Source organism: Drouetiella sp. (genome assembly GCF_059504425.1).
The window spans coordinates 1-22296 of the sequence record NZ_JCACIN010000069.1 but is presented as its reverse complement, the minus strand read 5'-3'; the positions used below and the strand labels follow the sequence as shown (position 1 = coordinate 22296).

Genomic DNA, 22296 nt, shown 5'->3' with positions numbered 1-22296 from the left:
CTATCTGATGCTTGATTTTGGAGCGATTGAGAGTGCGAAACGATTTTGTCAAGCGTTTAGATGAAGTGAAGCAGTTTTTGCGACCCAAAGCAAAAATAACAGAGTTGGTGTCTCTATCAAAGCAACGGGAACAATTTGTTAAACGAGTGAATGAATTGCAAGAACTCTTTCAAGTCATCTAATTGAAGATAGGAAGGGAAAAGCTTGCAATGATGAAAAGTTGCAAAAAAGCCACGCTTTGAGTATTCAGATCTGACAGTTTTGAGCCATGTAGGATGTTATACAACCACTATAACTTCTACTAATGTGTCGGAAACGGCACCTGCCTTGCCTAGATCTGAATAGGTGGTTGCCACCAGAGCCGCTAGAGTTTTGGATATAGGACTGAGTCTCCGCCATTGTCCCAATGGAGAAGCCACTACTCCAAGTTGAACGTCGTCGGTGATATGGGCAATCGCTTGAAAATCGCCTCGTTCGTTGAACACTCGAACACATTGTTTGTGAACAATTCCTCGCGCTTCAGCATCTTGAGGATGAATTAATATTTTGAGAGAACCTTCGAGCTTAAGATGCTTAGGCAAGTTGCCATAACTAGAATTGAGAAATGAATGCGGCTTGATTGATAATAAGCTGAGAGGATATCGCGCCGCTAAGTTTGGGTTGCTCAGGACGGACTCGGCAGGAGGGATGTAATTTGGCACTCGATCGACTACCTCACCTGACTGTCGATCGGTTAACCCTTGTCGTAAAGAAGGAATTACAAAATCGCCGTTCTGAGCCAATGAGGAAACGAACTCCATTTTTCCAGAAGGCGTTGGGAAATTACCCTCTGCATGGGGAGACTGACTCAACTTGAGCTTGGCATACCCTTGCTGTTGTAGGCGCTCAAGGCTAATTCCCTCCATAACGGGTGCACTCCAGTCTAAAAACTCTTGCACCATCTGTTCATCGCTGAGCTGAAAGCAGTCATCCGTAAATCCCATTGCGGCAGCAAGGCGGCGAAATAGCTCTGTGTTAGAAACCGCTTCTCCCAAAGGCTGAATAGCAGGAGAATTATAAGTCAAATACAAATGTCCCCAAGAGAACATGATCTCAAGCTGTTCAATTTGAGTTGCGGCTGGCAGAATGATATCTGCGAAACTAGCTGTGTCAGTGAAGAACTGTTCACTTACGACTGTGAACAGTTCTTCGCGCGATAGACCAGCAACCATTTTGTCCTGGTCAGCAGCAGACAAAAGCGGGTTGCTGTTGCAGACAAATAGCGCTTGAATAGGCGGGTCTAACTCCATTTCTCCAGTCAACGCCCTACCCAGATGCCACTGATTAACAATTCGTGTTTTCGGTCGAATGAAGTCTGGACGCTGAATGACATCAAAATTCAGCGGAAACGGCCATAGCGTCGCTTGTACTAGCCCACCCCCTAGTTTACGCCAAGCTCCAACTAGAGCAGGCAGGCAGCAGATTGCCCGAATTGCGTTACCACCTCCTGTTTGCCGTTCTAGGGCTACGCCAAGACGAATGACTGAAGGCTGAATTTTGGCATAGTCCTGTGCCAGGGTTTGAATATCTTCTACTGAAATCCCTGTGATTTGCGAGACGCGATCGACTGGAAATTCACTCGCTCTTGCTTTCAGTTCGGCATAGCCCACTGAGTATTTCTCAATATAGTCAGCATCTGCAAGATTTTCTTGAATGATAATGTTGATCATTCCTAGCGCCAATGCTGCATCGGTTCCAGGGCGAGGGGCAAGATGCCAATCCGCTTGGCGAGCAGTGCGGGTGCGAATCGGATCAATGACGACAAGCTTTGCCCCACGCTTCCGCGCCTCGGTGATGAAATGCCACAGGTGGATGTTGGTGGTAATGACATTGGATGCCCAAAGCACAATGTACTTAGACTCAACGAAGGCTTCTGGATCAAGTCCGTAGGTCAAACCACAAGACAGTTCAAATGCAGTGGCGCAGCCAGAGCTGCACAACGTCTTTTCCGCGATCGTTGCCCCCAACCGATTGAAAAACGCATCGCTAACCATTAAGCCGTTAAGAATTCCTTGATGCCCAGAGAAGCAATAAGGCATGATGGCTTCTGCACCATACTTAGCAATGATGCTCTGAAAGCGGTCGCCAATCTCCTTGAGTGCCTCATCCCAACTGATGCGCTCAAACTGTCCACTGCCTTTTACACCCGATCGGCGTAAGGGATACAGCACTCGATCGGGACTATAGACGCGATCGAGAAACTTATCGACTTTGCCACAAAGAGTACCGCGTGTGAACGGATGGTCAGGATTACCGCGCACATCAATTGCCTGTCCGTTTTGAACGGTCGTGATCATGGAGCAAGTGTCGGGACAATCATGAGGACAGGCTCCTAAAACCCTGTGCTCATCTTCACCTGAGTTCGGTGCAATTGTCATAAAGCGATACTCTCATTAGCTAGGTGATCGCATTAAAAGTAATCAGGCTGACTACAGTACTTTATGGGGGAGTTAAGAACGAGACAGCTACACCTCCAGTAAATGAATCCAGGGCTGACTCCGACTCCAGGATTGCATCGCCCTGCCCAGAAAATAACCGATATAAGCGAAAGCGATGATAGTTACTCACGAGTCGAGGTAAAGGCAGAAGCCCACCGCCCTTTTCGCTATACAGTTTCTGATGTAATTCTGGCAGCTCATGCCAAGGCACACTCATATTGTGATGATGCGCGTTGTGATAACCAAAGTTGAGAAACAGTAGATTAAGCCAGGGATACTTGAATGAAACTAGATTAGAGAATGTATGCTCCTGTTCATAGACTCGATCGCGCTTCGGAAAGTCTTGCCCCACAATGGCGTAATCATAAGTATGGTGAAAGGCATCTGCAAAGCGCATGATGTTCACGAATGAGACGTAAGCCAAAAAATAGAGCAATAGACCTTTCCAGGAAACCCAGGCAAGAAGCGCAAAAGCAGCAGTTCGGTAGAGCATGAATGCGAAGGTTCGCCAAACTAGCGATCGCTTGGCTGGTTCAAAAAAGGGCGCTAAAATGACTCGCCAACGCATCTCAAACTCAAGGATAGGGAAGTAAAGCCACTCAAGGATCACATACACCAACCGCAGCAGAGGATTCATTGTGTTGAGATACTTCAGGATATCGAATCCAACAAAATCAGCGTGGTGCAAATGGTGATTGAAATGGTGCTCGACTAAAGCATCCCATGTGGCATAGCAGGCTCCATTCATATGGGTCATGACCTGTCCCCAAAAAGCATTCCACTTGCGGTCTTTGAAGATATTGCCATGAATGAATTCATGCGTGAAGGTAGCAGTTAGCAGGAACGCGTGAATCAACAAAACAACACCTAAGACATTAAGTTGCCAGGATTGAAGTACAATCAAGACCACACCGAGGCAGTATATGCTCAGGGTATAAGCGATCGCTCCAACGTTTTTGAACCGAGCTGATTTCATCACTTGCTATGCCTCTGCACTGACTAAACTGGGTTTTTGGCTAGATTGATATTTTGCAACCTCCTCACAGGTTGTCAGCCAAACACCTTCATGCGATCGGATATGATCAATCAATTGTTCTAGCATCAGCACCCGTGCTGGACGACCAATTATTTCTGGGTGCATGGTCAGCACGAACGCGCCGCCGTAGTGATACATGCCGTCAAACTCTTCTTTCCAGACTTGAAGCGCTTTTTCACAACTTTCAATCACACCGCTGCCTACACGGGGTTCATAGAGGAATGCGAACTGCTCCCAGTCATCGTTCGTCCAATGAACTGGGATCTGCACTAGATCTCCTGCTTCGGTTGAAAAAGTGTAGGGGCGATCGTCGTCCATCAACGAAGAGTCGTAGAGCAGTCCATGACGTGCTAGAAGTGCAGCAGAGCCAGGATTAACCTCCCAAAGCGGAGCACGATAGCCGACAGGTTTGCGACCTGTAATCTGCTCTAGAATGGCGCAGGTGCGAACTAACGCAGCTTCTTCCTCGATCGGGTTAAGAGTGGAAACAGGCTCATGGAGATAGCCATGTGCCCCAATTTCATGACCTTCATCGTAAATCCGCTTAACTAAATGGGGATACAACTCTGCCGTATAACCTGGAACGAAAAAAGTTGCTTTTACGCCTTTTACCCGAAGCATATCTAGAATACGAGGCACACCGACTTTAGGACCGTAACGCGCCCAAGACATCACGGAAAGTCGATCTTTATTTTTGGGATCAGATTGCAGCATCCCAGACTCTCCATCAACATCAAAACTTAGGACAGCCGCACAACGAATTCCTTTAGACCAAGCAAATGGCATGACAAAACTCCTGACTTAACTAAAAAACTGTGCACCTGGCAAATTCACTAAAAGCGATCGATTGAATTTTACGAAGGAAGTAGTGAATGCCATTGCTAACCTATGAGATGTCAAGATGATAATTCGTTACTTACGCTACAAACTAATCTACGGATGTAAAAGCTCCTAAATCCGGAGTCAGGCAGAGAAGAACCTGTTGTTTTATGAGCACTTTGATAGCCTTGCAAATTCTGTATTCCTGGATTGGCGCAGGTTAACTGTGAGGCTCTTTGAGCCTTTACATGCAACTGTTGAACGAGCGCCTCAACTTCGCCTTAAATCTTAGGCAGGTTTAAGTGCATCACAAGACAACATTCAATCTGAAGCTTCAAAACCTATACGGTAATGGGTTCTCAGCAAAACACGATTCCATGATTTTATTAAATTATGAATTTTTATAGATTAACGATTTCTGATGTTTTAGGCTAGTAGATTCATAAATCATGAGATTTTTGTTAAACAAAAATCCGAAAAAAGAATCGTTTAAGACTTGTTTATCTGGATTTAGCAAAAACATTAAATTTGTGTATCTGCTATCACAATTTGCTTTAATTCTCCAGTCTATGCTCATCACTGATAAGAGCTTCTGAGGTAAAGCTGTGAGATTAAAGAATAAAATCAGCTTAATTACTGGGGCGGGATCTGGAATTGGACAAGCCACTGCTTTAAAGTTTGCTAGTGAGGGATCGATCGTGATTGCAGCCGATCGCAATCTACAAGCAGCGGAAAAAACGCAGCACCTGATTGAACAATCAGGGGGTAACGGTCGGGCAGTTGCTTTGGATGTTACTCAAGAACAACAGGTTGCACAAACAATTGCAATGGTTGTTGAACATTTTGGTCAGTTGAACGTTCTGCACAATAATGCAGGTGTTTCCGTTCTTAAGCCCATCACAGAAACTACTGAAGCGGATTGGGATTTTCTGTTTGGAGTCAATCTTAAAGGCATGTTCTTTGGCTGTAAGCACGCGATTCCTTACATGGTGCAGCAGGGGGGTGGTGTCATTATTAACACGGCATCTGAGTTAGCGATTGTTGGTCAACCGCTCTACAGTGCTTACTGCGCCACCAAAGGCGGAGTTTTAGCATTCACTCGCGCTTTATCTGTGGAATGGGCTTCTAAAGGAATTCGGATTAATGCCGTTTGTCCAGGTCCTATCAAAACTCCGATGCTAAATGCTGAGTTTGAGCTTGCGGCTAACCCAGACGCTGAAAGAGCTGCAACTATTCAATCAATTCCAGTCGGACGATTAGGTGTACCCGAAGATATTGCAAAAGTTGCTTTGTTTCTCGCTAGTGACGATGCCGAATTTGTACATGGCGCGGCGATCGTTGCTGATGGTGGGCGCACAACTGTCTAAAGATTTTTGACTACTATTCCATTCACCATAATGAGGTTAAGGCCGTGCCTAATCTATTTTCACGACGCTCATTTATTCGTTCTTCTACTTTAGCAGCGGGAGCCGCATTTTTAGCTGCTAGCTGTAATCAAACTCAAACTGATTCGTCTAGTAGCCCGTCTAATTCACCCAGTGAAGTTGGTTCTTCCAACTCATCTAGTTCACCCATTCGTCTGGGATTAAACTTGTGGCCTGGTGCAATTCCCTGGCAAATCGCTGAGGATCAGGGCTTTCTCAAGGCGAGCGGCGTGAATGCTGAAATTACATGGTTTCAGGTGCTCGGGGATCAGATCACTGCCTTTAATGCTGGCAAGATTGATATTGCTAACCTGACGTTAAACGACTTGTTCTTGAGCAATGCCAATGGAGTTTCTAGTAAGGTTATTTTGATGCCGGATGTTTCCGCGGGTGCAGATGCGATCGTTGCTTCCAACTCAATCAACTCAGTTCAAGATTTTGTTGGAAAGCAAGCAGGAATTGAAATCGCTACTATTGGACATCTACTGTTTCTACAGGCGCTAGCTAAAAACGAAATTGACCCGCAGTCTGTACCGATGGTAAATATGGCGGCAGATGCGGCCGTTAGCGCCATTATTGCTGGAAAATTGGATGTGGCATATTCCTACGATCCGTTCATCACGCAACTTTTGAAAAGTAGTAAAGGGAAAGTCATCTTTTCAAGTAAGGATGTTCCTGGATTGCTAGCAGATACGGTTGTCGCTCATCAGTCATTACTTGACAATCGAGAATCAGAGGTACAAAAACTGGTTGACGTGTGGCATCAAGTTCTGGATTTTCGCAGCAAGAATCAAGACGCTGCCTATGCGATCGAGGCAAAGCGAGCACAGGTGTCGGTTGAAGACTATGCAACTTTACAAAAGGGACTGGATTGGTTGACTCCTGAGCAAACCCTAGAAACCTTCAAACCGGGTAATACCACGCGATCGTTGATCTACGCAGGTAAAGTCGTTGCTGACTTCATGCTAGAGCAAAAGCTGCTTCAAACGTCGCCTCCTACAACTGAGACGTTAATTGACGATCGCTTTATGAAAGATTATGTATCCCGCAATCCAGCCTAACTTTAGGAGTTGTCTCTATGCCTGATCGTTTACCGTTTTCAACTGCATTGACCCGTCGTTCATTGCTACGCTCTGCTTCTCTGTCAGTGGTAGCAGCGATCGCTACGGCAAGTTGTGGCAGACAGTCTGCCTCACAGCAAGGATCCCAAACCCAAACCCTTCAGATTGGAATGAATTTATGGGCTGGTTTTATGCCTTGGAAGGTGGCGCAGGAAAGGGAATTCTTTAAAGCCAATAACTTAAATGCTGAATTGACTTGGTTTCCAGTGCTATCAGACCAACTCAATGCGTTTAACGCTGGAAGGCTAGATGTTGCAGGCATGACACTATCTGACTTTTTAACTGGTTTGGCAGGTGGGTTAAAAACAAAGATTTTGGCGATTACTGATATCTCTTTAGGCGCTGATGCGATTTTAGCTGCACCTTCCATCAACTCTATCAAAGACCTTGTTGGCAAGCGAGCATCTGTAGAAATTGGCACAGTTGGACACATGCTATTTCTCAAAGCTCTGGAACAAGGGGGTGTATCAGCTAACCAAGTTGAAATCGTTAACCAAGCTGCCGATGCCGCAACCGCAGCTTTAATTGCAGGAAAAACCGATAGTGCTTATTCTTATGAACCATTTGTCAGCCAAGCTGTGCAATCAGGCAAAGGCAAAGTGATCTTTTCGAGCAAAGATATACCGGGAATTATTCCTGACCCGCTGGTAATTCATGAGCGAGTGTTGAACGAGAAGCCCGAAGCAGTGCAAGCATTGATAAAAGTTTGGTATCAAACCTTAGAATATCGAAAGGCTCATCTAAGCGAGGTGTTGTCCATTGAGGCGAAGCAAGCAGGCGTTTCTTTAGAAGAATACAATACTATCCTCGAAGGGTTTAAGTGGTTAACCCCAGAGGAATGTCTCAAAGCGTTTAAGCCGGGAGACACCATGGAATCTGTAGTTCATGCATCACAAGCCATTGGAGAGTTTATGTTAGGAGAAAAACTGATTTCTAGTCAGCCGAACTCCATCGAACCCTATATTGATCGCAAATTTGTTGAACATTACTTGAAAGGATAATTTTTCACGATTTTGTATTTGCCAATCTACCATGCCTTAAACTCCATGAACCATCCTCAACTGATTATCCATGATCTCTGCAAAAGCTTTCCGGGCAAACAGGGTTCAATACTTGCCCTCAAGAACATTAACTTTACCCTTTATCGCAACGAATTTGTTTGCGTCGTTGGAGCATCTGGCTGTGGTAAATCTACCCTGCTCAATATTATCGCTGGGTTAGAAGAGCCGACATCTGGAGAAATTTTGCTAGAAGGGGAACCAATCGATGGTCCTGGCACAAACCGAGGCATGGTATTCCAAAACTACACGCTGTATCCCTGGCTCACAGTTGCTCAAAACGTTGAGTTTGGGATGAAGATGCAAAAGATCCCATCTGCTGAGCGACAGCAGCGTATGAAATACTACCTAGAGATTGTTGGCTTGACGCGATTCGCTGATGCGCTGCCGAGGACGCTTTCGGGTGGCATGAAACAGCGAGTAGCGATCGCCCGTGCTTTAGCCAACGAGCCAGATGTTCTCTTAATGGATGAACCTTTTGGCGCGTTGGATGCTCAGACCAAGGAAGTTTTGCAGGAGTTCATGCTGCAACTCTGGCGGCAAACTCAGAAGACAATTCTAATGGTGACGCACGATGTCGAAGAAGCCGTATTTTTGTCGCAGCGAATTTATGTGCTGTCTTCGCACCCTGGTGAACTCAAAGCAGAGGTCAATCTAGGATTTGATGAACATCGAGATTTGTCTATCAAAGGAACCGAACCTTTTCAGCGCAAACGTCAAGATGTTCTGCACCTGATTCGAGATGAAATCTTAGCAGCAGTTTGACGATCTCCACGCCCAAAATCAGTCTCGATCTCGGCTTTCTCAGCTCTTAACCGATGAAAACTCAATCTCCACAAGCGCTGACCTCCTTAAAGTCTGAACCTAAACAGGGTAGGCGAACAACTTTGTCGCGCAAAACCCGCTCTGTGTTCTGGAAAATTCGCAGTGATATTCCGAAACGGCTCTACTATACAATGGTCGCTGTATCAATGCTAGTACCGCTGTTGAGTTGGTCAGTGTTGACCTATGGTGGTTTTGTAGAGCCGCTGTTTCTACCCACTCCAACCGCAGTAATTCAGCAGTTTTTTAACCTGTTGCAGAGCGGGGATCTAATTCATGACATCGCGGCGAGTGTCTCTAGGGTAGGTTGGGGCTTTTTGATCTCTGCATTGATCAGCGTCCCATTGGGGCTGTTAATTGGCACCTTCAAGAGCATGGAGGGACTCCTTGAGCCGATTGTAGCGCTGCTACGTTATATGCCTGCTGCTGCCTTTATTCCCCTCATCATTCTTTGGATCGGTTTGGGTGAACCTTCAAAGATCGCAATTATATTTTTGGGCAGTTTCTTCTACAACACATTAATGATTGCAGATGCAGTAAAATTCATCCCATCTGATTTCCTCAGAGCCGCTTATATGTTAGGTGCGAGCCGTAAAGATACATTTTTCAATGTGATTTTTCCGGCTACGCTTCCCAATATTATCGACACCCTACGGATTAATATTGCAGGAGCCTGGAATTTTGTGGTCGTGGCAGAATTAATTGGAGCTAATTCAGGACTAGGAAACATGATCATGATGGCTCAACGCTTTCTCAAAACTGATGAGATTTTTGTGGGTATCATCCTTATCGGTGTGATTGGCTTAGGAATTGACTTTATCTTTAAGCTAATTTTTAGGCTGGCTGTTCCTTGGGCAGTTAATAAAGCCTAAAAGCCAGTCAATCTAAATTGCGTTTAGCCTACACATCACAATGGATCAACTTTTTCTGTTCTTAGCCATTTTTTTTGAAATTGCGGGCACCTATTCACTCAAAATGAGCAACGGCTTTAGCAAGGTAATTTATATCCCCAGCGTCATTCTTGCTTATAGCCTGGCTTTTACATTTTTTGGTTTCTCACTCAAGAGTATTGACATTAGCATTGCTTATGCCATTTGGTCTGGCATTGGAATTGTTGGCACCACCCTGTTTGGCATTTTATTCTTTAATGAAAGTATTGATTTCTCAAAAGCCATGTTCATTGGGCTGATCCTTGTTGGTGTAGTTGGGTTAAATTTTTCAGCTCATCATTCCTAAAGTTTGTCGTAAGTCGATATGTCAGATAAAAATGAAATTACTCATACTTCGTTCTGTTTGGTCAGGGTCACATCATCTAAATGAACTCATCGAACAAACAGTTGCAGATGGGTTTAATGGAATTGAAGGACCCATTCCCAAAGATGAGTTACAACAGCGCGAACTTCGCCAACATTTGAGTGATAGGCACTTAGCGTTCATCGCGGAGGCAACAACAGGTACTGATTCTGATAGCGCAACTGATTGGTGGATACCTCGTAGCGATCGCACCCTTACAGATCATCTCAACGACCTGAAGTGGACAGTCGATCGAGCGGAAGTAATGGGAGCATTATTCGTTTCGACTATGTGCGGATATGATGCCTGGTCATGGCAGCAGAACGTGGACTTTTTTGGGCAAGCTCTTGAATTGGAGCGTGCATCAGGTATAACCATCAGTTTTGAAACTCATCGCAGTCGATCGCTCTTTAATCCCTGGATTACAAGAGATTTGTTAGCGCAATTCCTAGAGATGAAACTTACCTGTGATTTCAGCCATTGGTGTGTGGTGTGTGAGCGACTGGTGGACAGTGAATGGGCGATTCTAGAACAGTGCGCTCAGCGTGCCATACACATTCATTGTCGAGTTGGCTATGCCCAGCACGCTCAGGTCACTGATCCACGAGCCCCAGAATACGCTACCGTGCTTGCTGCTCATGAAAGTTGGTGGGATTTAATTTGGCAAGCACAATCACAACGCGGCATGCTTCAAGTGACGATGAATCCAGAGTTTTTGTGGGATGGCTATATGCAAACACTACCATTCACCAAAATGCCTATTGGAGATGTCTGGGATACTACCTGCTGGATAGCAGAACGACAGCGACAGCGGTTTGGTAAGCGCTTTTCTGAAACTCCCTAAGCACTAGCTTGAGTTTCATTAACTGTTTCCTCCCAAATTTTCAATGATCGCGGAAACTGCGTTTCAACTGTCTCACCTGCCCAATGGCGATCGGCTGCTGTTGACCAATATTCTTGAGAAAACTTTTTGGCGCTTTGTAAAATCTCCTGCTCACTACAAATTAGCAGTTGCTTATTCTCCAACAAAGTTCGTCCATCAATAATCACCGTATCTACCATTTCGCTACTGGCAAGATGAACTAGAGATCGAATAGGATCATATACGGGACCAATCGCCAGATTATCAAAATCAATCAGCACAATATCAGCTTTTGCACCTACACTTAGGCGACCCAAATCTGAACGACCTAGTGCACGCGCACCCGCCAAATTGGAAGCGTTAAAGATATCCTGCGATCGAGCAACATTATAGCGCTGGTCTGTAACTTTACCCACTTGAGCCGCCGATCGCATCTCACCAATCATGTCGAGCGGGTATGAATCGGTTGCCAATGCCACGTTCACGCCTACATCTAGATAGCGTTGAAAGCTCTCCAACGCTATGCCGCGCCGGGCTTGTACTGTAGGAGAATGAGCAATAGTTGCCCCACTTTGGGCTAAAATTTCCAGATCTTGCCCAAACGGATATCCGGTGGCACTATGCCCAGAAACGTAAATGCAGTGCGCCAGAATTACATCTGTATCTAAGACTCCTGCATCTGCTAGCGCCCCGATCGGTGTTTTGCCCTGCTGACGAATTGCATCATGAAACTCAAAAAGCTGCTCCGCCGCATGGAGTGTTAGACGAAGCTTTAGCCGGGATGCCAATTCTCTAGCACGTTGTAGCAACTCTGGAGTGATAAAGAATGCCTCATCAACAGTGACAATGGGCGTGACATATTGCTTTTGCTTAGGGGTGAGTTGTTCGACGAATTCTACTACGCCCTCCAAAGCTTTCAAACCTGCGGCTTCGTTCCAGGACTGTTTTAATCGCCCCTGATTGTCGAAATGATAGCTGCCGGATGTGACAATCGGTGCAGCGTAAAGCCTCAGCCCAAACTCGGTTGCCAGATCTGCCATCATTAGCCCTGCTTGAACGCCACCGGGTGCAAAGTTTATCACTGTAGTCACGCCATGACGGATCAGAGAAGCCATTCCGTAACGAACTGAGGCAGTGCTGTCTATCGAACCCAGATAAGTTGAGCCACTATTCAGCTTTGTGGGTAGATAGTTGAGAAAAAAAGCGCGAGAAAATTCTGGTTTACCGTTGTCAAGAATCGCCCGTGAGCCTTCTTGAATGCCAACATGGGCGTGAGTACTGATCTGTCCAGGAATGATCAGTTTGCCAGTGGCATCAATGGTGCGATCGCTCTCTCCTTGATAGTGCTTACCGACGTAGGTAATGGTGTCATCTGTATAGACCAGGACTCCATTCTCCAGCAGACAGTGCTCATGACCATCAAAAGCGACGATTGTGCCATTGACAATTTTTGTGACTACAGTATTCGGCTGCATGATACAAATCATCCTAATAGCGAGAATTTTGGTAATAGTGCGGCGTAAACTGATGAGATTTCAACCAATCCCGATAAAACTGTTTGATATAGGGAAACAATCGACGCGATAGTTGACGACGCTGTTGTTCTTCAGGTGTAAGTGGCACTTGTAAAGAAGCTGCTAATTCTTGTAGTACAGCTTGTTTGTCAACCTTGGTAAACGTGCCTGAATCAAAAATAATCTCACCACCTACCATCACAGTTTTGATGCTAGATGTACGCCCTCGATGGACAACCGCATCAATAATAGAAATGTTGTCGTCTAAATACGGATAGGCGATCGCCTGCCAATCTAGCAGTACTAAATCAGCTGCTTTCCCAACTTCAAGGCTGCCAATTTTATCCGCAAATCCTGTCGTCTCTGCACCATGTGCCGTTGCCATCTGGAATACCTGAGCCGCTTTTGGAACTCTCTGATCAATTCCCGGTATCCGATGTAAATTTAAGGCCAGACGCATTTCTTGCAGCATATCTTGATCATCATTAATCCCCGCTTCATCAAGGGCGAGCGCCACTTTTATTCCTGCATCCAAGAAGCGATTAAGTGGCGCAATACCGCTCTGAAACCGCAGATTGGAACTAGCATTATGGCAAATCATCGTGCCTGTGTTGGCGATGAGATGAATATCGGTTTCATTCATCCAGGTACCATGTCCTAATGTCAGACCTGAATGAAGCAAACCTAGATGGTGCAAATGTTCAACCGCAGTTGTCCCAAATCGTCGTTCTGCATATTCTTTTTGGTAAGGCGTTTCTAATAAATGCATGTGAAGTTTGACCTGGTATCGATCGGCAAACTCCTTCTGTGCCAGTAAAGCCGTGTCTGAACACCAATGTAAGTTAGCAGGCGCAAGTTGAATCTGAACGCGATCGCCCTGGTTTTGATTCCCTTCCCACAACTGCACAAAGAATTCCATGTATTCATTCAGCGGCGCAGTTTGCGTTTGAAGCATGACTTCCACTTCTAACCCGATATCTGGAGGAAGGCGCTGGATAAAATCAGCGTCAGCTTCATAGACAAGATGATTTTGGTCGCGCACCATGAAACAGTACGACACACGCATTCCCACATCCTGATAGGCTTTGAGGATTTGGTTGGCAGTTTCCAACCAAACCGTGCGATCGCGTCCTGTTAAGCGGTGAATGTGCTGAACCGTGGTAATCCCTGATTCAACCATCTGGAAGGCAGAATAAAGCGTATCGAGGTAAGGATCAACATGGCGATGGGCAATCCGGTTGGCTAACCAAAGCTCTAGAGGCGCATCCGCAGAGCCTAACTGAAAAGAACTGAGTCCGGTATGGTGATGACCGTTGACAAATCCGGGCAACACAACATCATCAGTAGACCCAATTACCTGAGTCGTTGGATATTTATCTGCTAAGGCTGCATAATTGCCAATCTCGATGATTCTGCCATCTTGTTGGGCGATCGCACCGTTCTCAACAACTTCAACTGCATCACCGATTGCTTTGCAGATGATGTATTTACCACGAACGAGGGAGAAAGACATGATGCAGTTTATCGCCCCGAACTTTCTTTCATGTAAGGAATGCCTAACGCCGCAGGTGGGGCTGATTTACCTGCCAACCCGATCAATGCCATCAATGCAATACAGTAGGGCAGCATTGTCAAAAATTGATAGGGAATATCAATATCAAGTGCTTGAATTCTGAGCTGTAACGCATCACCAGCACCAAATAACAGACAAGCTAACACCGTTTTAACCGGATGCCATCTCCCAAAGATCAGGGCTGCCAGTGCAATAAATCCTTTTCCGGCACTGATGTTTTCTGTGAAGAACTTCACATGACCCAACGTTAAATATGCCCCTCCCAAACCTGCTAAACACCCACTTGCAGCCACACTAATGTAACGAACCCAAGCAACGTTAATTCCAGAAGCATCTGCCGCTTTAGGATATTCGCCAACGGCTCGTATCGCCAATCCATGTCCTGTGAAGAATAAAATATAGGTGCTCAGAATAATCAAGAGCAAGAGCGAGTAGAAAATGACATCCTGATGAAATAAGAGTGAGCCAACAATTGGAATATTTTGCAGAATAGGGATGCCAATGATTGGAACGTCGGGTAGCCTGGGCGTTGTACCTTCTTTGAATAAAAGGCGGACAAAAAATGAAGTTAAGCCAACTGCCAGTAAATTAATGGCTAAGCCTGATACGAGTTGATTAACTCGCAAAGTCACACAGAGATAGGCGTGAAGCAGTCCAATTAATCCACCTGCCGCGATCGCGCACACCATTCCCACCCAGACATTATTGGTAAATAACGCCCCAATCGCACCCGCAAAGGCTCCGCTCAACAGCATTCCTTCTAGCCCAATATTGATCACTCCAGAGCGCTCTGACCACAGCCCACCCAGTGCAGCTAATGCAATCGGCACCGATAGCCGCAGACTAGCAACCAAATAATCTACCAAAGCGATTGGATGATTTGCTGTTTGAGTGCCGCTGATGGCTAGTAGTCCTAGATTCAATGCCATTATAGTTTTACTCCTGCTGGTTTCAGTCGGTTCATTCTGAGGCTGACTCGATGCAGTAAATTTGATTCCACCGCAAGACTAATTGCAATGAACAATACCGTTAAGCCCTGAATTGCGTAGACAATCGTAAAAGGAATGCCTGCCTCCCGCTGCAACACGTTTGCTCCGCTCCGCAAAGCACCGAAAAAAAGTGAGGTAAAAATTACACCTGTAAAACTGCCGCGACTGAGGAGGGCAATCGCCACTGCCTCATAGCCATATCCAGGAGAAATCGTCTCAAACAGGCGATGTTTTAGCCCCATCACTTCACCTGCACCTGCCAAGCCCGCCAAGCCTCCTGCTAGCGCCATCACAAACATGATCGTGCGACTCACCGACATTCCGGCGTACCGAGCAGCAGTGGGATTCTGTCCAACTACTTCAATTTGGTAGCCCAAGGGCGATCGCCGAAATAACCAGCCCAACACCATAGTTGCAATTAACCCGATAAAAATTCCGGCATGGGCGAGTCCTCCGGGCATCAAGATAGGCAACTTTGCTGAGTCTGAAATGATCGGGGTAAATGGGCTGGCGGCTCCTGGTTCAATCATTGGGCGCTGTACTAAATAGCTGATGATATTCAAGGCAATATAGTTTAATAGTAGGGTCGTGATTACCTCATTCACGCCTCGAAATGCTTTCAGATAGCCTGCAATGCCCCCCCAAATTGCACCCAATAGAAAGCCTCCGATCAACGCTAAGGGGATATGAATCCACATCGGTAATCCATGAACATATAGCCCCACCAGAGCAGCACCTAATCCACCCATGTGAATCTGCCCTTCACCTCCAATATTCAGTTGTCCAGCTCGTAATCCCACCAGCACGCCAGATGCAGTGAGTAACAGAGGAGCCATTTTTGTGAGTGTATTGCCAATGCCATAGTAGTTTGCCAAAGATTCGCGAAACAGAATGGTGTAGGCGTGCAGCGGATTTACACCCGTTAGAGCAATCAAAAATGCACCAACTATTAAGGCAGCTACAATAGCTAACATCGGCGCAAGAAAGGGAAGAAAAGCGTTAGATACCTGATTTGTTTTCATGTTTTCACTCACACAGGTAACTTAGGTTGACGTAGTAGCAGGAATAGTATCTAGCACCTTAGATACTTTTTCGCCCATCATCAGTACTCCAACTGTTTCAATCGTTGCATGAGCTGCATCTAAAATATCCATAAATTGACCACGATACATTACAGCAATGCGATCGCTCATGGTCATTACTTCTTCTAATTCTGTTGAAATATACAGAATTGCAGCTCCCCGCTGCCGTTCGATCAGGAGTTGTTTCTGCACATACTCTGTTGCCCCTACGTCCAGACCTCGACACGGCTGCATTGCAATAATTAATTTGGGATGTCCAGACAGCTCCCGTGCCAAAATAACTTTCTGCTGGTTTCCTCCTGACAGGTTGCTGACGCTGACCTGTTCGTCTATTGCTCGAACATCAAACTGTTTAATAGCATGAATTGCGTGGGCATCAATGATAGAGTCTTGCAGCAGCCAGTTCTTACAGAATGGCAGTTGCTTAAACGCCTTAAGAATCAGGTTTTTGGCAATGCTCAAGTTCATCACCAAGCCAATTCTTTGCCGATCTTCTGGGATATAGCCTATGTGAAGCTGTTGAATCCGCTGCCGTACTGACCATTCTGTAATGTCTATGCCTTCTAAACAGATTTTTCCTTCAGCAACAGAGCGTAGTCCGGCGATCGCATCTGCTAATTCTCTTTGTCCATTGCCATCCACTCCAGCAATTCCCAAGATTTCGCCTGTCCGCAGTTGAAACGTTACGCCTTCAATAGCGGGTAGATGGCGATCATCTTTGACGTACAGATTCTGAACATCCAGAATAGTAGAGCCAGGGTTAGGGATGCCTTTGTCAAGCGAGAACAATACTTTACGACCCACCATTAATTGTGCCAAGATTTCCTTCGTGACAGATTGAATGGGTAAGGTTTCAACCACCTGCCCCTGTCGCAAAACTGTTACCTTATCGCATAGGTTGAGCAATTCATCCAACTTGTGGCTAATGAATAAAATCGTATGTCCTGCTGCAGCAAGCTGACGCAAAATTATAAACAGTGACTCTACCTCAAGCGGCGTTAACACAGCCGTTGGCTCATCTAGAATCAGGACTCTGGCACCGCGATAGAGGACTTTGAGGATTTCTACCCGCTGCTGCATTCCGACAGATAAATCTCCGACGATCGCACTCGGATCAACCTGCAACCTGTAGCGGTTTGACATCGATCGCACCTGCTCCATTTTCTGACGCAAGTTCAAGCGCAACCCAAATTCCGTTCCTAAAACAATATTTTCGGCAACTGAAAGTTGGGGAACCAGCATAAAATGCTGATGAATCATGCCAATGCCATGCTGAATAGCATCGTTAGCTGACGTTAGATGAACAGGCACACCTTCTAGATGAATCTGCCCAGAATCAGGTTGATATAACCCAGACAAGACATTCATCAAAGTTGTTTTGCCTGCTCCATTTTCACCCAGAATTGCATGGATTTCCCCAGACTGAACTTCCAGACTGATTGAGTCATTGGCAACAAATGACCCAAACCGCTTCGTAATACCTTCCAGACGTAGGTGAACCATAAGTCGTATTCTGTCAGTTCTTTGGCAAGTCTCAAAGATTAGGTTGAAGTAGCTCCCTGCAGACACCAGCTTTCCTTGCCATCTACTGAACAGTCTTTAAATGCCAATGCCCCTTCTTTAAATTGTTTTTCCACTTCCGTCACTTTTTGTTTCATCGGTAGCGGCACTGCTTCACTAAACCGTCCCAGGTAAAGCACTTCCGGATTTTCTGCCCCAACGACATAAACCTGATTTTTAACTTCACCTTTTTGAGCAAGCTCCACCACACTAGCGATCGCCGTTCCCACATTTTGGACCACACTGGTAAGAACTGTTTTGGGTGCATCACTTAGGCGATCGCTGGTATTACCTAACAAGTAAACTCCCTGCTCCTTGACAGCCTCCAAAACACCAACATAGCCATTGTCGAGATAAGAATAAATGACATCCACGCCAGAAGAAATCAACGCAGTTGTTGCTTCTTTTGCTTTTGCCACATCATCCCAATCTCCCGTGTAGCTAGCTGTAGTTACTACAGCAGGATTAGCTGCTTTTGCACCTAACTCAAATCCCCGCAGAATTTGATCCATTGCTTTAAACTGCTTGGCAACCACAAAAGCAATTTTGTTTGATTGTGTCATTAAAGCACCCATTGTGCCTGACAAATAGCCTGCTTGCAGATTGTTAGTCTGCACGGATGCAATGTTTGAACCTGAAATGCCGCCATTTGTTACCAAAAAGAGGGTATTGGGAAACTGTCCCGCAACTTGTTGGGTGGGTCCAACAAATTCACCACTGTGTCCTAGCACAACGTTGTATCCCTGTCGTGCAAATTCTGATAATGCCTCAGCCTGATCAGGTGCAGCCGTTCGCTCAACATACGCAAACTCAAATCCCAACTTTTTTTTAGCAGCATTCAAGCCTTCAAAAGCAGATTGATTCCAACCCTTATCAGTTACAAGTCCGACAAAGACGGCGGCAACTTTGAAGGGTTTACTGTCACCTGCTGCGTTGGGCGTAGCAGACTGGTTAGCACAAGCTTTTAGAAGTAGGCTCGTTCCTAAAGCGGCAGAACCGTAGGCAATAAAAGTCCGACGACTATGTTTTGCGGTCATATAAATTTCCTGTTTCCTGTAGAAGATAGTAAGATTCTGTTCAGGTGTTCTAAACAGTCTCAGGATTTAGTTTTAGCCAATCTAAAGGCTCTCTTAAGACTAAAAAAGAAACGCCAACTCCCCCTGAGAACTGCTCAAGGTTTAATCCTGTGCTTATGTCAGCAACCGCTCCTCCCCCGTGAAACAAACGATGAATCCGAAATTGGTGATAGTTTCTCACCAAGCGATTGAGCGTTACACGCTGTCGATACTCAGAGTTATATAGCTCAGCATCTAGTTGAGGCAGTAGATACCACGGACAGTGTATTAGACGGTGGTGGGCATTGTGGTAGCCAAAATTGAGAAACAGCAGATTGAGCCAGCGCCAGCGATCGGGCATTAGATTAGAAAAAGTGTTTGCCTCCTCGTAGTCTAAGTTGTACTGAGGAATGGACTGTCCTAATTGAAATACTGCGTAGGTATGCTGGAAACAATCCATGAATCGCAAAATATTAATAAAGCAGATGTAGGCGAGGAAGTAAAGTGGGAGCGATCGCCACGAATGCCATCCCAGCAGTGTAAATAAACTGCCTCTCAGCATTAATAATCCAGCATTCCGCCAGCGTTCATCTCGACGAGCCTGCCCAAAAAATGGAGCCAATGCGCAGAACCAGCGCAGGATGAAGTTGATTGCCGGAAAATACAGCCACTCTAGGATAGTAATGAGTTGCATCAATGGCTTTGGTAGTGACCTGAGAAAGTCGCCAATTGAGAACGCTGAGAAATCAGCTCGATTCTTATGATGTGCCAGATGATTGCGAGCTAAATCTTGAAAGTGACAATAACAAGAACCCGTGAGAAATAGCATTATGCTTGCCAGTAATGCATTCAGTCTAGGTTGCCGGAAAACCGTATGATGTACAAATTCATGAACAAAGTAAGCTGCCCATAACAGCGTGTGAATCAAGAGCAGAACACCTAAAATATTTGCCGCCCAAGATTGAGAGCTAATGCAGGCAATAGAAAAGCCATAGCCAACGAAAACATAGGCTATGACAAGCCTATTAATCCAATTACGACGTTGACTAATCCTAGAACTTAGAGCGGCAGAAAGTGCAGACATCAAAGACTCCGCTAATAAGAGCGTTTCAAAAATTTCTGTACAACTCAAATTAATGAATTCCTAAAGCTTAAACTGTTTTCTTTAATACAAAAATAATTTACTAATAGATATTTGCTAAAATCTGAGAAAATAGGTTTAGATCCTACTATTTTATGGAATAGAATGATGCAGCCTGAATCTACACCTAACGCAATTGCAGTCCTAGATGAAATTGACCAAGATATTATTAATCTGCTCCGGACTGACGGAAGAATATCATTCACCGAAGTCGGTAAACGCTTAGATATACCAGAAGCTACGGCTCGCTATCGTGTGCAGCGGCTTCTGCAATCAGGGATTGTTCAAGTTATCGCGTGGCCTAACCCAGAAAAACTAGGCACTCCTCACGTTGTAATTGTCTCGCTAATTGTTGAGAATAGTCAGATTGACTCGATCGCCAGAGCCTTAGAACAGATGGTGGAAGTACGGTTTGTTGCCATCACAGCTGGACACTACGACATCATCGCAGATGTATTTTTTGGTAACTATACTGAAGTCACTGCTTTCTTTGAGAAAATGAAGCGCATCCCCGGAATCATTCAGCATGACTCACACTTCATCCTGAAACTATTGAAGGCTGAATACAAGTACACCCTTTCCTCGACATAGCTATCCGGTTGAGTTTTAGGGAGAAAGTGTTAAGTTTTTAATCTCAGAAAATCGGAGTTAATTGCACCACGGATTCATAAATCCTGATGGTTCCTTCTTTGCAATTGAGAGTATTATTTTCAACTGTTGCGGGCAAACAGGAATAATGGCGCGAATAAAAAATGCGCGGTATAGTGAATGAACATCTACAACTTCTACCTCAACTGGCTTTAGAGTAATTAGGCGGTAGAGGTCATTGAAAGATTGTGGAGGTAAGGAAGTTAGCGAGATTGATGCAAGAGCAAGGGCTTAGGGATTGCGCTACTCATTTGCTAACTGTGTCGAATAATCTGCTTACCTACCCTAAAGATAGGTCTGGTACTATGCCTAACACACGGCAATTCAATGAAACTGAAGTCACCGATTTTATTGAAAACGAGGTGTAGATTAGGAGAAATCTAGGATTTCAGGGATTACAAAATGAGTTTGACAACGATTGAGTCGTCAACGTGTCAAACATGCTCATGCAATATCAAGCATTATAATGCGATATCTCCGGTTCATAGGAGTTGAATAATTGGTCTTGATGACGCTTAATATTGGTTGTAGTGGAGGTATAAAACTTTTACTTAGACGCTGTATAAGTTTTGGAAGGATGAAATTTCCTGATGTTTGAGAGTATGGTCTTATCTCTCAACAACTCTATTGTTAGATGTGCTGTAGTGCCTGGAATTGGATCAGGTGCGGATGCGATCGCTGAATGGATTCGCTGAGTGGAGATTCCCTCACTGACTGTCTGAAGCTCAAGCATCAAGAATGGCATCAATATAGCGCTTGTATCACGTTCTGTAAAATAGAGACCATGCCAAATTGCCATGCTCTGTCCAATCTAAAGAATGAATTCAGGAGTCGATCATGTCTACCGAATCTGATGCGCAAAGTATGGCTCTCGATTCAGCGCTGATTGTTGAGAATGAAATGATTCCTGGCGGAGCCTATTGGTCTCGCATGATTCAACATGGCACAACACTGCGAATTGCCGCACCTGAAGGCTCTAGAGGCGTTGCTCTCCTCTGCTACAATGCCGATAATCTGATCGAGCGATATAACGCTGCTGACACCGCTAAAATTCAGTTCAATGCGTTCTTGAAGAAGGGAATGCTGCTCTACTCCGATATGGGACGCGTACTGTTCTCTATTACGGAAGATACCTGTGGCTTACACGATATGCTGAGCGGATGCAGTAACGTCGTGACCAATGCGAAGTACGGCGAAGGTGATTTTAAGAACTCACGCGATAACTTCATGCTGGCGTTAACTAAGCGGAATCTGGGCAAAAAAGACATCATGCCTAACCTCAATCTGTTCACTCGGATTGCGGTTGATCCAGAAGGAAACTTAGCTTGGACAGAACAAACAGCTCAGCCTGGAAACTTTATCGATTTACGGGCAGAGATGAATGTGTTGGCAGTTCTATCCAACTGTCCACATCCGCTCGATCCTAGTACGGTTTACGATGCCAAGCCCATTCAGGCGATCGTCTGGAAATCGCCGCTTCCTGCTGATGACGATCGCTGTAGAATAGGCAATCCTGAGGCAATTCGGGGCTTTCAAAATACGGATGCCCTGTTTGCATGAGCATCCCCTGCTTGAAACTTCCACCTCAGAACCTTGAGAATAAACAGGAGCCTTTCTATGACTTCAACTTTTATGCCGCAGCTTGATCCGAAGTTGGCAATTTATGATCAGGTGCTGCCTGCCCGCAAACCTTGGGCGCAGGTGATCAAGAAAGGGCAAACGCTGCGAATTGTGGACTTGGGCGGCAATCAGGCTGTTGATTTCTTGGTATAGAACCCATTTGAGATCTTAAGAAGATGCTGCAAGCCTCTTCACCATTAGC

At 45.4% G+C, this 22296-nt stretch carries 19 protein-coding genes and 1 pseudogene; 10 read left to right on the top strand and 10 right to left on the bottom strand.

The genetic code is table 11. The annotated features are described in order from the left end of the window. Positions 1-278: 278 nt before the first annotated feature. The 3 genes from AC5JMP_RS16260 to AC5JMP_RS16250 all read right to left on the bottom strand — a co-directional run bounded on the left by AC5JMP_RS16260 (position 279) and on the right by AC5JMP_RS16250 (position 4299). Complete coding sequence (locus AC5JMP_RS16260) at positions 279-2417, bottom strand: molybdopterin-containing oxidoreductase family protein (protein ID WP_495852530.1); 2139 nt, start codon at positions 2415-2417, stop codon at positions 279-281. Positions 2418-2478: 61 nt separating this feature from the next. Then, positions 2479-3453 (bottom strand): fatty acid desaturase family protein, encoded by a 975-nt coding sequence (locus tag AC5JMP_RS16255; RefSeq protein ID WP_495852547.1) that lies wholly within the window; start codon positions 3451-3453, stop codon positions 2479-2481. Positions 3454-3459: 6 nt separating this feature from the next. Continuing rightward, positions 3460-4299, bottom strand: a complete 840-nt coding sequence (locus tag AC5JMP_RS16250; protein WP_495852529.1) for a polysaccharide deacetylase family protein — start codon at positions 4297-4299, stop codon at positions 3460-3462. Positions 4300-4937: 638 nt separating this feature from the next. Between AC5JMP_RS16250 and AC5JMP_RS16245 the strand changes: the two genes are divergently transcribed. From AC5JMP_RS16245 to AC5JMP_RS16215, 7 genes are read left to right on the top strand one after another with little or no spacing between them, the layout of a single operon-like run. Continuing rightward, the gene (locus AC5JMP_RS16245; RefSeq protein WP_495852528.1) at positions 4938-5699 is read left to right on the top strand and encodes an SDR family NAD(P)-dependent oxidoreductase; all 762 of its coding nucleotides are present in this window, start codon (positions 4938-4940) and stop codon (positions 5697-5699) included. A gap of 44 nt (positions 5700-5743) precedes the next feature. Beyond that, positions 5744-6817 (top strand): ABC transporter substrate-binding protein, encoded by a 1074-nt coding sequence (locus tag AC5JMP_RS16240; protein ID WP_495852527.1) that lies wholly within the window; start codon positions 5744-5746, stop codon positions 6815-6817. Positions 6818-6834: 17 nt separating this feature from the next. Continuing rightward, positions 6835-7878, top strand: coding sequence for an ABC transporter substrate-binding protein (locus AC5JMP_RS16235; protein WP_495852526.1), 1044 nt, complete (start codon positions 6835-6837; stop codon positions 7876-7878). Positions 7879-7923: 45 nt separating this feature from the next. Further along, the gene (locus tag AC5JMP_RS16230; RefSeq protein ID WP_495852525.1) at positions 7924-8700 is read left to right on the top strand and encodes an ABC transporter ATP-binding protein; all 777 of its coding nucleotides are present in this window, start codon (positions 7924-7926) and stop codon (positions 8698-8700) included. Positions 8701-8753: 53 nt separating this feature from the next. Continuing rightward, positions 8754-9629 carry an ABC transporter permease gene (locus AC5JMP_RS16225; protein ID WP_495852524.1) on the top strand — a complete coding sequence of 292 codons (876 nt, stop codon included), beginning with the start codon at positions 8754-8756 and terminating at the stop codon, positions 9627-9629. A gap of 40 nt (positions 9630-9669) precedes the next feature. Then, entirely contained in the window at positions 9670-9993 is a 324-nt protein-coding gene (locus tag AC5JMP_RS16220; protein ID WP_495852523.1) for a DMT family transporter, read from the top strand. 31 nt (positions 9994-10024) lie between these two features. After that, positions 10025-10894, top strand: a complete 870-nt coding sequence (locus AC5JMP_RS16215; protein ID WP_495852522.1) for a sugar phosphate isomerase/epimerase family protein — start codon at positions 10025-10027, stop codon at positions 10892-10894. Here AC5JMP_RS16215 and AC5JMP_RS16210 read toward each other — a convergent pair. The 7 genes from AC5JMP_RS16210 to AC5JMP_RS16180 form a co-directional block, all read right to left on the bottom strand. Next, positions 10891-12387: an amidohydrolase family protein gene (locus AC5JMP_RS16210; protein WP_495852521.1), complete on the bottom strand. Its 1497-nt coding sequence runs from the start codon at positions 12385-12387 to the stop codon at positions 10891-10893. The two genes, AC5JMP_RS16215 and AC5JMP_RS16210, sit on opposite strands and share 4 nt — an antisense overlap. Before the next feature lie 13 nt (positions 12388-12400). Then, positions 12401-13939, bottom strand: coding sequence for an amidohydrolase family protein (locus AC5JMP_RS16205; protein WP_495852520.1), 1539 nt, complete (start codon positions 13937-13939; stop codon positions 12401-12403). 8 nt (positions 13940-13947) lie between these two features. Next, positions 13948-14928 (bottom strand): ABC transporter permease, encoded by a 981-nt coding sequence (locus AC5JMP_RS16200; protein WP_495852519.1) that lies wholly within the window; start codon positions 14926-14928, stop codon positions 13948-13950. After that, positions 14928-15962, bottom strand: coding sequence for an ABC transporter permease (locus AC5JMP_RS16195; protein ID WP_495852518.1), 1035 nt, complete (start codon positions 15960-15962; stop codon positions 14928-14930). The genes AC5JMP_RS16200 and AC5JMP_RS16195 overlap by 1 nt, the downstream gene beginning before the upstream one ends. Positions 15963-16031: 69 nt before the next feature. Beyond that, positions 16032-17573: an ABC transporter ATP-binding protein gene (locus AC5JMP_RS16190; protein WP_495852517.1), complete on the bottom strand. Its 1542-nt coding sequence runs from the start codon at positions 17571-17573 to the stop codon at positions 16032-16034. Between the two features lie 38 nt (positions 17574-17611). Further along, entirely contained in the window at positions 17612-18667 is a 1056-nt protein-coding gene (locus AC5JMP_RS16185; protein WP_495852516.1) for a BMP family protein, read from the bottom strand. Positions 18668-18716: 49 nt separating this feature from the next. Beyond that, positions 18717-19769, bottom strand: a complete 1053-nt coding sequence (locus tag AC5JMP_RS16180; RefSeq protein WP_495852515.1) for a fatty acid desaturase — start codon at positions 19767-19769, stop codon at positions 18717-18719. 162 nt (positions 19770-19931) lie between these two features. Between AC5JMP_RS16180 and AC5JMP_RS16175 the strand changes: the two genes are divergently transcribed. The 3 genes and pseudogenes from AC5JMP_RS16175 to AC5JMP_RS16165 all read left to right on the top strand — a co-directional run. Further along, positions 19932-20417, top strand: a complete 486-nt coding sequence (locus tag AC5JMP_RS16175; RefSeq protein ID WP_495852514.1) for an Lrp/AsnC family transcriptional regulator — start codon at positions 19932-19934, stop codon at positions 20415-20417. Between the two features lie 894 nt (positions 20418-21311). After that, the gene (locus AC5JMP_RS16170; RefSeq protein ID WP_495852513.1) at positions 21312-22034 is read left to right on the top strand and encodes an urea amidolyase associated protein UAAP1; all 723 of its coding nucleotides are present in this window, start codon (positions 21312-21314) and stop codon (positions 22032-22034) included. Positions 22035-22091: 57 nt separating this feature from the next. Further along, positions 22092-22244 (top strand): annotated as a pseudogene (locus AC5JMP_RS16165) (DUF1989 domain-containing protein); the annotation flags it as partial. Between the last annotated feature and the right edge of the window lie 52 nt (positions 22245-22296).

What these genes read in the sequence shown, in the direction of transcription:
- AC5JMP_RS16255 (WP_495852547.1), bottom strand. Translation starts at nt 3,453, where the DNA reads ATGAAATCAGCTCGGTTCAAAAACGTTGGAGCGATCGCTTATACCCTG.
- AC5JMP_RS16175 (WP_495852514.1), top strand. Translation starts at nt 19,932, where the DNA reads ATGATGCAGCCTGAATCTACACCTAACGCAATTGCAGTCCTAGATGAA.
- AC5JMP_RS16215 (WP_495852522.1), top strand. Translation starts at nt 10,025, where the DNA reads ATGAAATTACTCATACTTCGTTCTGTTTGGTCAGGGTCACATCATCTA.
- AC5JMP_RS16230 (WP_495852525.1), top strand. Translation starts at nt 7,924, where the DNA reads ATGAACCATCCTCAACTGATTATCCATGATCTCTGCAAAAGCTTTCCG.
- AC5JMP_RS16260 (WP_495852530.1), bottom strand. Translation starts at nt 2,417, where the DNA reads ATGACAATTGCACCGAACTCAGGTGAAGATGAGCACAGGGTTTTAGGA.
- AC5JMP_RS16170 (WP_495852513.1), top strand. Translation starts at nt 21,312, where the DNA reads ATGTCTACCGAATCTGATGCGCAAAGTATGGCTCTCGATTCAGCGCTG.
- AC5JMP_RS16210 (WP_495852521.1), bottom strand. Translation starts at nt 12,387, where the DNA reads ATGCAGCCGAATACTGTAGTCACAAAAATTGTCAATGGCACAATCGTC.
- AC5JMP_RS16190 (WP_495852517.1), bottom strand. Translation starts at nt 17,573, where the DNA reads ATGGTTCACCTACGTCTGGAAGGTATTACGAAGCGGTTTGGGTCATTT.
- AC5JMP_RS16185 (WP_495852516.1), bottom strand. Translation starts at nt 18,667, where the DNA reads ATGACCGCAAAACATAGTCGTCGGACTTTTATTGCCTACGGTTCTGCC.
- AC5JMP_RS16195 (WP_495852518.1), bottom strand. Translation starts at nt 15,962, where the DNA reads ATGTTAGCTATTGTAGCTGCCTTAATAGTTGGTGCATTTTTGATTGCT.
- AC5JMP_RS16250 (WP_495852529.1), bottom strand. Translation starts at nt 4,299, where the DNA reads ATGCCATTTGCTTGGTCTAAAGGAATTCGTTGTGCGGCTGTCCTAAGT.
- AC5JMP_RS16220 (WP_495852523.1), top strand. Translation starts at nt 9,670, where the DNA reads ATGGATCAACTTTTTCTGTTCTTAGCCATTTTTTTTGAAATTGCGGGC.
- AC5JMP_RS16225 (WP_495852524.1), top strand. Translation starts at nt 8,754, where the DNA reads ATGAAAACTCAATCTCCACAAGCGCTGACCTCCTTAAAGTCTGAACCT.
- AC5JMP_RS16180 (WP_495852515.1), bottom strand. Translation starts at nt 19,769, where the DNA reads ATGTCTGCACTTTCTGCCGCTCTAAGTTCTAGGATTAGTCAACGTCGT.
- AC5JMP_RS16235 (WP_495852526.1), top strand. Translation starts at nt 6,835, where the DNA reads ATGCCTGATCGTTTACCGTTTTCAACTGCATTGACCCGTCGTTCATTG.
- AC5JMP_RS16200 (WP_495852519.1), bottom strand. Translation starts at nt 14,928, where the DNA reads ATGGCATTGAATCTAGGACTACTAGCCATCAGCGGCACTCAAACAGCA.
- AC5JMP_RS16205 (WP_495852520.1), bottom strand. Translation starts at nt 13,939, where the DNA reads ATGTCTTTCTCCCTCGTTCGTGGTAAATACATCATCTGCAAAGCAATC.